Here is a 13,308-nt window from a genome sequence, read left to right on the forward strand (position 1 = left end):
TTTTAATGGAGGGATGACATGGAGTTAAAAGCCCCTTATGCAGGGATAAAAAATAATTTGTTATTAACGAAAAGCGGTGAAGTTTGGGCGTATTATCGTATTCGTTCTGAATCTATTTCAACAGCTAATTATGATAAAAAAGAAGCTTCAAAAAAGCGTATGAAGTATTTTCTTGAATCGATTAAAGGTTATCAAGATTTTCATTTTGAGATGTATGAACACGATTTAGATTTACGTAATAAATTTAAAGAAATTAGTCAAGATTTTGATGATTCAGCGTTTGATGTGGCTAATTATTATGCACAAGAAACGATTGATGTTTTAGAACAAGAATTACAAATGATTACACGTAACTCGTTTGTCATGGGTGTGAAACTTCGAGAATTAAGTGATGATGCGATTTCGATTAAAGAAATTCTTAAGAGTACATTATCAGATACAGCGGAACGAATGATATCGAATTTTGGTTTTAATGTTTCATTAGATGAAAAAGTATTAAGTCGTTATGAAGTGTTTGAACGAGAACTTGCGGATAGTTTTTTGAGTATTGAGGGTGAACGTTTAACTGAAAATGAACTTGCTTATATTGTGAGAAAACCTTTTATTTCAAATGCGACGCATGATGTACAAGAAGAATCATCAAGACGAGCAGTGACAGATGTATGTAATGTGGTCATTGACCCTACAAATATGCGTGTATTGAAAGTGACAAATGAAAATGAAACATTTTATACAACAACGATTGTTGTTGATGATTTTCCACTTGATATGGAATTTACACATATTTATGAAAAAGCACAAAATATGCCCTTTCCTGTGGAATGTCACGTGAAAGCAAAAATTGTTGAGAATGATAAAGTGAAAAAGAAATTTGATCGCGCAAAAATCAATCATAAAGCACAGGCAAGAGAAAAACAATCTACTGGTGATAATGCATCTGAAGATATTCAAGATAATTTATTCGTATTAGAACAAATGGAAAAAGAAGTGACAGGTTCAGGTGTATTTATGGAATGGTCTTGTTCATTTGTGATTAAGAGTGATGATTTAAAAGATTGTAAGCGTAAAGCAAAACGTTTAATTAAACGTTTGAAAGAAACAAACATTTATGCGGTGAATCCACTAGCTGACCAATTACAATTATATTATCAAATTTTACATGGTAATCCATTGTTTATTAATAAATATTGGGTGCAACGCACGACAGCAACTGGGATTGCAGAAAATTTATTTGGCGTGTCTCAAAGTTTAGGTACAAAAACCGGTTTTTATATTGGACGTATTGATAAGTTTATACGTTCTGTTTCACGTGAGGAAGCTGTCGCAAGTTCAAGAGATATTATTTTATTTAGTTTATTATTAGCAGCTAAAGGTATATCAGGGGCAGTCAGTGATAGCCCACACGTATTAATCACAGGTCAAACAGGTAAAGGTAAATCATTCTTAGCTAAGTTACTTTGGATATATACATCATTCTTTAAAGGTCAGATGATTTATTGGGATCCGAAAAGTGAGTTTGCGGACTGGTTTAATAAAATTACAGAAAGTGAAGAGATGCAACGTAAATATCCCCTATTCGTCAATCATTTAAAAACATTTAAGTATGTGACATTGGATTACAAAAAACCTAGTAATTATGGTTGTTTAGACCCGATTGTTTTTCTTGATGGTATTGAAGCCAATGAAATGTTGAAATCAGTGTTTGATGAAATTAAATCGTTTGAAAATGAACATCGTGTTGAAACAGCGATTTATAGAGCTATAACTGAAACAGTTGAGGAACGTGAAAAAGGTCAACAAGTTGGGTCATTAGATGTAATTAAAAAGCTTCAAAATGATGAAGATGAACATGTAAGTCAAGCTGGTGATTTACTTTTTGAAAAAACACAAAATAATATATTAAAGCTTGTGTTTAGTGATGGTAGTAATCCAGCTTTGAATATTCAAGAAAAAGCAACGATATTACAAGTTCAAGGTTTAGATATGCCGAAAGCTGGTGATGACCCATCAGGTTATTCAACAGGTGAAAAAAACGGGATTACTTTAATGCTTTTAATCGGTAAATTCTTACAGAAATTTGGTTCACGTAGACAAATACAAACAACTTTATTTATTGATGAGGGTTGGGCATTTAGTGCGTCACGCCAAGGTAAAAAAGTAGCTAAAGGTATTAAACGTATGGGTCGATCAGAAAATAATTCGCTTGTCTTTATTACCCAATCTGTTAAAGATAAAGCTGATGAAGACGGCGGTAACTTTGGCTGTCATTTCGCATTTGATGAAAAAGATGAACGAGAGGATATTTTAAAATCGCTTGGCTTAGAATATTCAAAAGAAAGTCCCGAAAATATGGAAATGTTGAAAGACTTGAAAAAAGGTCAATGTATTTTCAGTGATTTTTACGGACGTGTGGGCAAAATGGTTGTGCATTGTCCATTTGAAGAAATGACAGAAGCGTTTAGAACACAAGAAGATTCCGCAAGTTCAAAAGCAGAGGAAAAATTTGCGATTTGATACATTATATCAATTTCAAAAAAATATACTTTTTGTATGTTATACTTAAATTAAATATTTATAGGAGTTGATATATGAATGAAAGTTCATTATGAAACTGGAAATATTTATGATTTAAAATTAAGTGACTTTGATTCGAAGAATGTTTTTAAAAAAATTGGTGTTTATAAATATGATTATGTTAAAAAAATGAATGAAAATTGGCTTAAAGTTATTGGGTATTTAAACCAAAATTTTTCATTTGAAGTTGTAGATTTTTCTGATCAATTTTATTCGATTGAAAGATTTGATGATAATTTTGAAAAATTAATTTATGATTTTGGTTTTAATGTTCCTAAAATGAAGCAATATATCGCTAATAATAATGTTCCTATTTTTAAAATGTTTCCTGTAGCTTTTGGTACCGACTATAATGATTTAATTAATTATACGCCAGTTAAGGAACCTGAGTTTTATACACAAAGTCCAATCATTATTGTAGAAGATTTTGTGACAGCAAGAAGTGGTTATTTTCATGCAGATTTGGAATTACCATTTAGTTTAGTTGTAGATGGTAATAACAGAGTTTCATATGCATTGAAGCAAGGGAATGTCGGTTTGAATTGTCATTATTTATCTTTAGATGTTCTTTGTGAAAATGATTTGTTTTTATCTGAATTAGACAAAGCAGTGTATTGTCATATGGCTGATATGATTGCACTTCAAAGATTGTTTGGGGATGATAAATTGAAACATAGAAGTCGTAAATATTATAAAAAGTCATATTTAGTTAAGTATTTCAAACAATATATTTAATTGTTATAAAAGCAACTTTAATTACTTTTATGGTTGCTTTTTTTATTTTATATAGTTAAGAAAATATGGATTTTTCAGGAGTGATTAAATGGCAATGAATGAGATTGCTTTATTTAAAGGTGTGCGTATTCAACCGTATTTTAAACATATTGATTTTATTTTTGCGGGTGTGTTCGCATTTATCTTTTTATCCTATCGAATATTAATGTTATGGCAAGGTTATATTAGTCAACAAAAAGCTTTAAATGTGGTTGAAGTCTATCAGTACTTTAAACCACATTTTTTATATCTTGCGATTGGTACATTAGTTATTTTTATTATCGCAAAGTTATCTTCACAATTGATTTTAAGATTTCGTGAAAAAGATTTGGCTGAAATGATTGAAACACAAGGATTTCATAATCGTACAGTGATTAAGAAAACAACAGAGTATTTAGATATTGATTATAAGAAAACAGAATATGATTATTATCCAACATTGTTTTATAAACGTAGACGTAAAACATTTGTGATACATGTAAAAAAAGATGGTTCACGTTTTCAAGATGATTATTTAGAATTAGAATCTATCATTGAACCCATGTTTAATTGTGAGCTTGTTGAGAAGCGTCATATTGGGCGTTATTTGAGATATGAGTTTATGCCTCTTAAATATAAAAAACGTATCGTTATGGAAGGTACAGAAGCACCAGAAACAACCTATTATGATACGAAGATTTATATTACACATCAAATTCTTTGGGATTTTGTGAAAGCACCACATGCTTTAATTACTGGTGTGACCGGTGGCGGTAAAACGTACTTTTTATTTTATATGATTAGAGAATTATTTAAGCGTGATGCAGAAGTACGGTTATTAGATCCGAAAGTATCTGATTTATCATTTATGAAAAATGTGATAGGTGCTGAAAAAGTGGCGGATACGAAAGGTCAAATTTTTAAACAATTAAGAGAAGCTAATGAAGAAATGGAACATCGCTTTAGAATGATGAGTGAAAGCAAACAATATCAATTAGGCAGTAATTTTAGAAACTTTGATTTACCACCCTATTTTGTTATTTTTGATGAAGTGACAGCGTTCACGTCTACTTTAGATAAAAAAGAACTTCAAGAAATGAATGATTATTTAATCAACATCATTATGAAAGGTCGCCAAGCTGGTGTGTTTATGTTTTTAACAGCACAGCGACCTGATGCAGATGTGATTAAAGGTAATGTGCGCGATCAATTAGGTTTACGTGTATCAATGGGTAATTTGTCAGCTGATGGTTATCGTATGACCTTTGGTCAAACAGATAAAGCATTTCAACCGATTCACGAATCAGATATTGGACGCGGTTATATCTCAATTCTTGGACAATATAATGAACCGATTTTATTTGATGCGCCTCTCATGGAACAATATGATTTTGTGGCGGATGTGAAACAAATATTAAATAAGGAGTGATTAATAATGAATAAAGAACAAGTAGAACAATTGTTAAGTGAGTTAGCGAAAGAAATTGGTATGAAAAATGTCATTTTAATAGCGCTAGATTTAGCGATTAAGGAAGATAAAACGTTACGTTCCGATGAAGTGGAACGATTAATTAAAGTACAGCGTCAAATTGAAAAAATTTAAATAAGGAGTGAGCATGTAATGAAAATTGATTTTAATGAGAATGGAGATTTCTATTTTTTACGTAAAGACGATGTGAGACGAGATTTTGATTGTTATGCTTATCGATTAGCTTCGGCTGATTTAGGTTCAGAAATTACTGTGTTATCCAAACAAAATTTAGATTTAAACCCTCTTGAAAAAGTTGTATTGAATGACTTAACAATAAATGATGCTAGTTATGTATTTAAAGGAGAAATAAGAGTTAATAATTGATTGTTAATTGTTTTTTATGTATAACCAAAATAAAAAGGAGTTAAATAATGGTATACATAAAAAAAGCGAAGACAGGTGTTTTTCAGAGTAATGAGTTAGTTGGTAACCATTTAAAAATGTTAAAAAAAGACATAATATCTAATAAGGAACGTGTATACACATTGCTTTCTTGTGATTTTATGTTTACGTTTGAATACAGAACTAAAAAAGATATTTCTTTTAAAAGTATGAAAAGTGTTTGTATATCAGAAAAAGTTCGGTTTTGTACTTATGGAATAAAATTAGGTACTAAGTTTCAATTATATGGAGATGAAATTGTAGTTAAAAATTAAATAAGGAGTGATTTGATGAAGCATAAAAGTGTGTATCTTTTATGCTTTTTGATTTTGCCCTTGTTTTTAATGACAGGGGCAACAGCTGATGCTGTAGCTAATCCAGTAGGAAAACCAACACATGCTGTTGATGCGAAAATTGAAAAGTATAAGGTAGATAATAAAGCCGATGGTGATATAGATTTAGAACGTTATCGTATACGATTTCAAAAAGATGAAGATTGGAATCCATTCGGTAAAGATGAAGTTGCACAAACAGTTAATAATGTAACCAACTTCTTTTTTGAAATGAATAAGTTGATTGTAAGTATTACTGATTATGCGATAGAGAATTTGTATCAGCTTGATGTATTAAATGATTTTGCGGATAAAGTTGGTCAATTTGTTGGAGATATTTACCAAAAGTTATTAAGTAATATTGTCATGACGTTGTTTATTGTGATTTGTTTAAATGCATTTATTATCTTTTCAGTTAAAGGTAATATGCATGAAGCGTTAAAACGTGGCTTTTTAATCTTTTGTTTAATTGGTTTTGGTGTGGGTGTGCTTGCCAATGCGAGCTTCGTGATTAAAGGTACAAATAATGTTGGTAAAGGGTTAAATAATGTCATTATGAATAGTACAAGTTCTATTAATGGTGATATTGATTATGTAAATGAAAATTCAGGCATTAACAAGATACGTAATCAATATTTTGATATGGCATTGTATAAGCCCTATCTGATTATGAATTACGGTACTGTAAACGAAGAAAAAATTAAGAAAAAAGGTAAAAACAGAATTGATAATATATTAGATGTAAAAATAAAAGATAAAAAATCAGAAGATAATATAAAAGCGAAAGTTGATGATGAGGTTAAAAAATATGATAATACGGGAATGAAACAGACGCATGTGTTTGGACAACTAGGTATTGCGATTTTTACGCTGATTATTACCATTGCTTTATCTATTATATTTCTATCGATTAGTTTTGCGAAAGTCATCTTTTCAGCTTTTGCGCTAATTTTATTCTTATTTTTAGCGTTTAGTTGGCTTATTAGTTTTATTCCTGGTTTTGAAATATCGGTGTTTAAAGCGTTAGCTCGTACATTAGGTTATATTATTTTAAGTGCGTGTATGACATTTTTATTTGTGGTAATTGGTTTTTCAATAGATATCGCGAATGCATTTGTGAAACCAGAAAGCCAACAAGCCTATTTTTTAAATGTGATATTCTTAATGATTATTTTATTTGTTTTGTATAAAAAGAGTAGTGAAATCATTGATTTTGTGACACGTGGCAATTTAAGTTTATCGCCTCAAAAATTAGGTGCTGATGTAATGCGCAAAGGACAAGATGAATTTAATAAACGTCGTCAAAAACGAGCAGAAGATAAAAAGAATAAACGTGATGGTCAACGTGATAATCCAGAACCACCGATGATAAATGATAATCCCAATAAACCAAACCGAAATCAACAATCAGACCCTATTGTTTCAATGAATCATTCGAAAGAAATTAAGCGACGTAATCAACAAGAAGAAATGCATGGCGCTCCTAATGTAGGTGTAGCTAGTTATGTGAGTCGTTCAGGAGTTAATCCGAAGGGTTATACAAAATCAAAACAAATTGCACAAGATGATGGTATGCATCGTGATATAAAACATAAAAAAGGTATTAAACGTAATCCACAAACAGAATCATTTAACCCTACTTATTTATCTCAACCGCCAAAAGAATTATCAAGACATAGTCAATCGTTTAATAAAGATATTCAATCTTCTTATGATAAAGATATTGAAAAACGCCGTATACAGACTGGAGAAGATAAACCATATCAACCACGTTCACATAAAAATGATCCGACATTTAAACGAAATTCACAAACAAAACATGTTCATGATCGATTGAAAAATCAAAAGGATATTAATAAACATGGTAAATAAAAAGACGGTTGTAAAAGAAGTGATGAAACAAACGCCGATTGGTATTAAATTTAGATTATTAAAAATTGGTCTGATATTGTTTTGTGTGTTGTTTTTCTTGTTTCCTGTAATATTGATGTTTGTATTTAGTCCAGAGGAAGACAAACAAACAGATGGTGATATGTCATGTGTGGGTGGTGATGTTAAAGATAAAGGTATTGCGGTATTTGAACAAAATGCGAAAGGTGGCGCATTAGAAGGCAAAGGAAAAGTGATTGTAAAAATTGCGAAAAAGCATAAAATACCAGAAAATTTATTTATGGCGATTATTGCAAGTGAGTCTGGTTGGGGCAAAGGCGAAAATGCGACGCGTCAAAAGAATCCATTGTCTGTGATGGGTACAAAGTCGATTCATGATTCTACGTATCCAACAATTGAAGCTGGACTTGAGGCAGGCGCAAAGAATTTATATGATGTTTATATTAAAGAAGGATTAACGACACCAGAGAAAATTGGGCCAAAATATGCGCCTGTAGGTGCTTCAAATGACCCGAATAATATGAATAAGCAATGGATACCAACAGTAAAATCAATGATGAAAAAATTAAGTGATGGTGATGGCGCTGTATGTAAGTCTACTGGTGGTAAAGATATTAAGTTTAGTGGTAAATTGCCAAAATGGAGTAATTCAGATGCAGGTAAAGGTAATTTATATACAGCGGGTCAATGTACATGGTATGCCTATGGCATTCGTCAAAAAATGGGAAAACCGATATCGACGTATTGGTTCCATGCGTAATTTTGGAATGATAGAGCGAAAGATGAAGGTTATAAAGTAAATAGTAAACCCGCTGTAGGTGCGTTAATGATTGCCGAGCCTGGCGCTGGTGGTGCACCGCCAGTAACAGGACATGTAGCTGTTGTGATTGATGTGAAAGATGATAAAACATTTACTGTGACAGAAATGAATATTAAAGGACCTTATATCGTATCACAAAGAGAAATGAAAGTAGAATCTGGTATTAGTTTTATTCATGATAAGGAGTAGATAATAATGAAATTAAAGATTATTGGCTTTGTGATTGTGACCATTTTAACAGTGAGTGCTTATTTTATAGGTACGCAAACAACAAAACAACAAGTTCAAAAAGAAAAAAATCATGTGAGTGAATTAAAACAAACATTACAACAAGAAAAAGATACGAATGAGGCATTAAATCAACGTGTAAAACGTCAATCTAAGACAGTGATTGCGGAGGAAGAAAAACAAATACGTGAGACAGCACAAGCATTTACAACAGAGCTATTTACGTTAAAAAAAGGTTCATCATTTAAACAAAAAGCTAAACCACTTAAACCACTAGTAACAGAAAAATATTATGATGTATTGTTTAGTGATAATAGAGAGAAGTTTAGTATTTTCGACGATGTAACAGTGAGTGATATTCATGTATATTTTGATCAGTATGACCCTAAGCATGATAATTATAAAGTATTTGTGCAGTTTAATGAGCGTATTGATACTGAAGGACAAAAGGAAGTTGAGAATCGTAAAACATCTGTACAACTTGATATGGTGCGTACAAATGACAAATGGTTGATTAATGATGTACAGCGTTTTAATTTACAAAAAAATGGACGTGGATATTTTATAAAATAATGATATAATTCAATAAAAAAGGAGATGATTATATCATGACAAAGCGATTTTTATTGATGACTTTGATTTTAGTTATATCTACAGCTTTAATTGCATGTGGTAAAAAGTATGATAAAGAAATTGAGGAAGTTTCTAAATTAGAAAATACTCAAATTCAGAAAGCAAAATTATCAGACGCGAATAAATTTGAACGTGATAAAAGTAATATAGCTGTATATGAAGATGGTAAAGTTATTATTTTAACGTATCATTTTGTTAAAGGTAGCGATTCTTTAACTCAATCATTTTATCGAAAAAATGAAACAACAAATAAATATGAAGAACAATCTAGTGAGAAACCTAAGAAATTCATGAAAGAAAATAAACCAGATTATAAAGAGGAAAATTTAAAAGAATAGATAAAAGCAACTCCCTAAAGCGATTGGTAAGTTTGGGAGTTGCTTTCTTTTAACATCTTCTTCTATTATATTTTATAAACGATGTTTAAAAATGTAAAGGGGAAGATGAAAATGGCTAAAAAGCGAAAAAAACGACGTCCTGTAGATTTAACTACACGTTTAGCTATTGCGAAATATCTTTATGACGGTGTTCCTATTGCAGATATAGCTAGGCTTTTGGATAGAGATTATTCAGTGATTTTAAATGAATTAAAGCGATATACATTTGATGATATTTATGACCCTGTTTTAGCACAAGAATATGCTTCGGTAACTTATAATCATTCTGAAGAACATAAAGAGAAATCTCGAAAATTAGATGAAAAATCTAAAGTATATATTGAAGAGAAGTTAGCATGTCAATGGTCACCACGACAAATAGCAGAAAGAATCGAAAAGGATATTGGTGTATATATAAGCTATCCTACTATATATCGTTATATACGTGAAGGATTGGTCAAATATGTAAAAAAGGATTTAAGGCAAGGTGGTAAGAAATTTAATAAATCTACAGAGAAGCGCGGTAAAATTAAAGTAGGCGATCGTGCAATCATGTATCGGCCCACATTCCGTAAATGAGCGTAAAGAATATGGACATTATGAAATTGATACGATTTTAAGTAAGCGTCCTTCTCTTGCGTGTTTGGTTACAATTATAGAGCGTAAAACAAGATATTTATATGCTTGTCGTTTAGATTCAAGATGTTCTAAAGATGTATGTGATGCGATTGTTGAATTAATGCGTGATTTAAGTCCAAAAACAATTACTGTAGATAGAGGTAAAGAATTTTCTAATTACTTATTGTTAGAAAGCGAACTTAATTGTCGTGTGTATTTTAGTGACCCTGGTTGTCCAGGTCAAAGAGGTTCGATTGAAAATGTGAATGGTTTGTTACGTCAATATTTTCCAAAAGGTACAGATTTTAAATATATTTCTGATGATGCATTATATAAAGCTGTGGAAAGAATAAATACAAGACCGCGTGCAGTATTGAATTATTTAACGAGTGAGGAAGTTATTCAAGCGTATCGCTAATCTTTTTGTGAATGCATATTTATTGATTATGTTCTGAAAGAACTCATCAGTAAATATGCATTGGTCTAAGCGAACGATTTATCGTGAGTGCAGAAGCGTTCAATGCATAAAATTTGTATGTTTTCTGTATAACTAAATTTGATGTTAATAAAGTTTTTTCTTATTTTCATACAATTACAATTAAAATTCTTATACTTTATTAACTGTAGTGACTAAATTATGAGAATTTAAAATTTTTTAAAGAAATTTTTGATTTAGTATTGACACACTGCAATATTTAAAAATGATTAATGCCATAAACATAAATAATTCCAAAGAATGCCGCGCCACTAAGCACTGTTAATATAAGACTTAGTAACAATGTGCGTTTATAATGTTTAATAAATGCTATGAACAAAATGACTACATTATACGCAAAGAAAAGTCCGAATAATGTCATTGTTATTTTCAAATCAGAATAGAAAATATTTAATAGTAATACAATGACTGCATAAATTACATACGGAATAACTATAAATTTGCGTTCAAATCTTAATTGTTCGAAACGTTTATCTTCGTTTGTCATGATATGCTCCTTTATGATTTAAAAGTAAATAAGTTTACGGAATATCTTGTCCGATAATAGCGGTGTAAATGTCAAACCACGACTGATCATCTAAATTAAGTTGCAGCCCTTCGATTGCTTGATCAATACGCTTTAACTGACTTGTTCCAAGTATCGGCATGATACGATGCGGTATTTTTACTAACCATGCTATCATCACAGCTGTGTCACTCACACCATATTTGTCAGCTATTGATTGAATAACTTTCATAATACGTTGCGCTTTAATATCTTCCTTGTCGAAAATTTTACCGCCTGCAAAAGGACTCCAAGCCATGATTTGAACATGGTTTTGATACATTGAATCCATTGTTCCATCTTGTAAACTATCAACGTGATATGGCGATAATTCTAATTGATTGATGCTAATATGTAGTCTTTCTTTCTTAATATATTGATTTAACAATTGGTATTGAGAATGATTAAAATTCGACACCCCGAATGACTTCAACTTACCTTGTTTAACAAGTTTAGTTAATGCATCAGCAACTTGTTCTGGATCCATCAATGGTGAAGGACGATGAATGAGTAGACTATCTAAATAATCTACATTCAAATTGATTAATGACTGTTCAACAGATTTCACGATGTGCTTACTACTCAAATCATAACGATGTCCATTTGTAAAATCAAATTGCTTAGAAGGCAAAATGATACCACATTTCGTAACAATTTGAATTTTATTTCTTAATTCGGGTGATAAATCCAAAGCATTACCAAACAGTGATTCACATTGATAATCCCCATAAATATCAGCATGATCCATCGTTGTAATCCCACGTTCAACTAATTCGTTTATAAAATAATTTAACTCTTTCGCAGTCATCTTCCATTCATTTGCACGCCAAAAACCTTGTACAAGCCTAGAAAAATGAACATAGTGATTAATCATTATTTGTTCCATATCTCATCCACTCCATCCCTCAATGTCACAAAATATTCACAATAAAAGTATTAAGAAATTAATGTGCTATTTCCGTTAAATTGAAACAACACATTTTCTAATTTACGTAAATTGCAGCATATCCAATTGATTACGTATGTGATTTGTATCTAAAGTTTCACCAATAATAACAATCGTTAATGGTAATTGCATGCCAATTATTCCATAGTCTGGTAAACCATATGCATATTGAAATTCATAAATTGCATTTGGTTGATCTCTAAATGATACATAACCTTTCAAACGTAGAACAGATTCCGGTAATTTCATTATGAATTGATAAAACAATTGACGATCAATCGGACCTGTAAATGTGTAAGTCATACTTTTAATCCCATGATGATGGTGATGATGAGACGATATCTCTCTGTCTTTACCAGGTAAGTCCAATTCTTCCAACGAAACTTGTCCATAGGTTGTTTTATAAGTTGGAATACTTGCACAAATCATACTTAATTGCTTATCAATTTTCTCAAGACTGTCATCAGTTACAAGATCAATTTTATTAATAATAATCATGTCACTTAGTTTCAACTGATCTTCCATCAGCGAAACTGTATTTTCGGTATATTGATGACGTTCCAAAAATCGAGTCGCATCTAGTACACCATAAATAATTGGCTTTTCAAAGAAATTAACGATTTGCGGATCTTGACATGCAACTAGTAATTCTAAAGGATGCGCAATGCCTGTCGCTTCTATGATGACATGATTAACGTCCCCTTTTAAAGCAATGGCTTTTAGTTCATAGACAAGTTCTTGTTTAAGATCGCAACAAACACAACCATTAATCAATGAATGGACTTCAATTTCATTTGAAATACTATTGCTATCAATATCAAAAGTACCGAATTCATTCATGATGATTTTAATTTTCTCATCATTTTTTAATAATTCACTAATATAATGTGTCAGTAACGTGGTTTTACCACTACCCAAAAATCCGTTAATTATGGATATTCTTATTTTTTCATCTTTATTATTTTTCATTTTATATTCTCTTTTCTATTACAGTTATTTTTAAAAATGATAACATATATATTAAATTATCTTTTTGCTTGATTTAATCAAAAATATCTTCTAAACTTTAAACATACTTTAATTTTAGCATGGCATTGAATCAAAGAAAGTTGTGAATTAATAAACAATCAACTTTTTAATGATTACCAATCCGAAAAGAGAAAAAAACGGATAGTATGTCTGGAG

At 30.8% G+C, this 13,308-nt stretch carries 14 protein-coding genes and 1 pseudogene; 12 read left to right on the forward strand and 3 right to left on the reverse strand.

The window, feature by feature from the left end; translation table 11 throughout:
• Positions 1-18: 18 nt before the first annotated feature.
• The 12 genes and pseudogenes from JV528_RS08405 (at position 19) to JV528_RS08460 (ending at position 10,555) form a co-directional block, all read left to right on the forward strand.
• Positions 19-2,514 (forward strand): ATP-binding protein, encoded by a 2,496-nt coding sequence (locus tag JV528_RS08405; protein ID WP_114291028.1) that lies wholly within the window; start codon positions 19-21, stop codon positions 2,512-2,514.
• Positions 2,515-2,592: 78 nt separating this feature from the next.
• Positions 2,593-3,309 carry a hypothetical protein gene (locus JV528_RS08410; protein WP_031795585.1) on the forward strand — a complete coding sequence of 239 codons (717 nt, stop codon included), beginning with the start codon at positions 2,593-2,595 and terminating at the stop codon, positions 3,307-3,309.
• An 88-nt stretch (positions 3,310-3,397) separates the two neighbouring features.
• A complete protein-coding gene (locus JV528_RS08415) occupies positions 3,398-4,756 on the forward strand; it encodes an FtsK/SpoIIIE domain-containing protein (RefSeq protein WP_204177465.1) in 1,359 nt (452 codons plus the stop codon).
• Positions 4,757-4,762: 6 nt separating this feature from the next.
• Complete coding sequence (locus JV528_RS08420; protein ID WP_204177466.1) at positions 4,763-4,930, forward strand: hypothetical protein; 168 nt, start codon at positions 4,763-4,765, stop codon at positions 4,928-4,930.
• An 18-nt stretch (positions 4,931-4,948) separates the two neighbouring features.
• Positions 4,949-5,182 (forward strand): hypothetical protein, encoded by a 234-nt coding sequence (locus JV528_RS08425; protein WP_204177467.1) that lies wholly within the window; start codon positions 4,949-4,951, stop codon positions 5,180-5,182.
• Between the two features lie 47 nt (positions 5,183-5,229).
• Complete coding sequence (locus tag JV528_RS08430; RefSeq protein ID WP_204177469.1) at positions 5,230-5,514, forward strand: hypothetical protein; 285 nt, start codon at positions 5,230-5,232, stop codon at positions 5,512-5,514.
• Between the two features lie 15 nt (positions 5,515-5,529).
• Entirely contained in the window at positions 5,530-7,443 is a 1,914-nt protein-coding gene (locus tag JV528_RS08435; RefSeq protein WP_204177470.1) for an ABC transporter permease, read from the forward strand.
• Positions 7,433-8,470: pseudogene (locus JV528_RS08440) on the forward strand (CHAP domain-containing protein). Before JV528_RS08435 ends, JV528_RS08440 begins: the two are co-directional and overlap by 11 nt.
• 6 nt (positions 8,471-8,476) lie before the next feature.
• Positions 8,477-9,082, forward strand: coding sequence for a hypothetical protein (locus JV528_RS08445; protein WP_204177471.1), 606 nt, complete (start codon positions 8,477-8,479; stop codon positions 9,080-9,082).
• Between the two features lie 35 nt (positions 9,083-9,117).
• Complete coding sequence (locus tag JV528_RS08450) at positions 9,118-9,480, forward strand: cystatin-like fold lipoprotein (RefSeq protein ID WP_070001796.1); 363 nt, start codon at positions 9,118-9,120, stop codon at positions 9,478-9,480.
• A 111-nt stretch (positions 9,481-9,591) separates the two neighbouring features.
• Positions 9,592-10,098, forward strand: a complete 507-nt coding sequence (locus tag JV528_RS08455) for a helix-turn-helix domain-containing protein (RefSeq protein ID WP_204177472.1) — start codon at positions 9,592-9,594, stop codon at positions 10,096-10,098.
• Positions 10,064-10,555 (forward strand): IS30 family transposase, encoded by a 492-nt coding sequence (locus tag JV528_RS08460; RefSeq protein WP_204177473.1) that lies wholly within the window; start codon positions 10,064-10,066, stop codon positions 10,553-10,555. The genes JV528_RS08455 and JV528_RS08460 overlap by 35 nt, the downstream gene beginning before the upstream one ends.
• A 277-nt stretch (positions 10,556-10,832) precedes the next feature.
• Here JV528_RS08460 and JV528_RS08465 read toward each other — a convergent pair whose 3' ends face one another.
• From JV528_RS08465 to JV528_RS08475, 3 genes are all read right to left on the reverse strand, one after another.
• Positions 10,833-11,120 carry a hypothetical protein gene (locus tag JV528_RS08465; RefSeq protein ID WP_000180420.1) on the reverse strand — a complete coding sequence of 96 codons (288 nt, stop codon included), beginning with the start codon at positions 11,118-11,120 and terminating at the stop codon, positions 10,833-10,835.
• Positions 11,121-11,154: 34 nt separating this feature from the next.
• Positions 11,155-12,063, reverse strand: a complete 909-nt coding sequence (locus JV528_RS08470; RefSeq protein WP_000435099.1) for an aldo/keto reductase — start codon at positions 12,061-12,063, stop codon at positions 11,155-11,157.
• 102 nt (positions 12,064-12,165) lie between these two features.
• Complete coding sequence (locus JV528_RS08475; RefSeq protein WP_000794416.1) at positions 12,166-13,092, reverse strand: CobW family GTP-binding protein; 927 nt, start codon at positions 13,090-13,092, stop codon at positions 12,166-12,168.
• Between the last annotated feature and the right edge of the window lie 216 nt (positions 13,093-13,308).

The organism is Staphylococcus sp. GDB20D11A, assembly GCF_016893255.1.
Classification (GTDB): Bacteria; Bacillota; Bacilli; order Staphylococcales; family Staphylococcaceae; genus Staphylococcus; species Staphylococcus aureus.

Bases quoted from the DNA above. Each gene is read 5' to 3' on its own strand.
- JV528_RS08455 (WP_204177472.1), top strand. From the start codon at position 9,592: ATGGCTAAAAAGCGAAAAAAACGACGTCCTGTAGATTTAACTACACGT.
- JV528_RS08405 (WP_114291028.1), top strand. From the start codon at position 19: ATGGAGTTAAAAGCCCCTTATGCAGGGATAAAAAATAATTTGTTATTA.
- JV528_RS08430 (WP_204177469.1), top strand. From the start codon at position 5,230: ATGGTATACATAAAAAAAGCGAAGACAGGTGTTTTTCAGAGTAATGAG.
- JV528_RS08465 (WP_000180420.1), bottom strand. From the start codon at position 11,120: ATGACAAACGAAGATAAACGTTTCGAACAATTAAGATTTGAACGCAAA.
- JV528_RS08450 (WP_070001796.1), top strand. From the start codon at position 9,118: ATGACAAAGCGATTTTTATTGATGACTTTGATTTTAGTTATATCTACA.
- JV528_RS08470 (WP_000435099.1), bottom strand. From the start codon at position 12,063: ATGGAACAAATAATGATTAATCACTATGTTCATTTTTCTAGGCTTGTA.
- JV528_RS08420 (WP_204177466.1), top strand. From the start codon at position 4,763: ATGAATAAAGAACAAGTAGAACAATTGTTAAGTGAGTTAGCGAAAGAA.
- JV528_RS08415 (WP_204177465.1), top strand. From the start codon at position 3,398: ATGGCAATGAATGAGATTGCTTTATTTAAAGGTGTGCGTATTCAACCG.
- JV528_RS08425 (WP_204177467.1), top strand. From the start codon at position 4,949: ATGAAAATTGATTTTAATGAGAATGGAGATTTCTATTTTTTACGTAAA.
- JV528_RS08475 (WP_000794416.1), bottom strand. From the start codon at position 13,092: ATGAAAAATAATAAAGATGAAAAAATAAGAATATCCATAATTAACGGA.
- JV528_RS08435 (WP_204177470.1), top strand. From the start codon at position 5,530: ATGAAGCATAAAAGTGTGTATCTTTTATGCTTTTTGATTTTGCCCTTG.
- JV528_RS08410 (WP_031795585.1), top strand. From the start codon at position 2,593: ATGAAAGTTCATTATGAAACTGGAAATATTTATGATTTAAAATTAAGT.
- JV528_RS08445 (WP_204177471.1), top strand. From the start codon at position 8,477: ATGAAATTAAAGATTATTGGCTTTGTGATTGTGACCATTTTAACAGTG.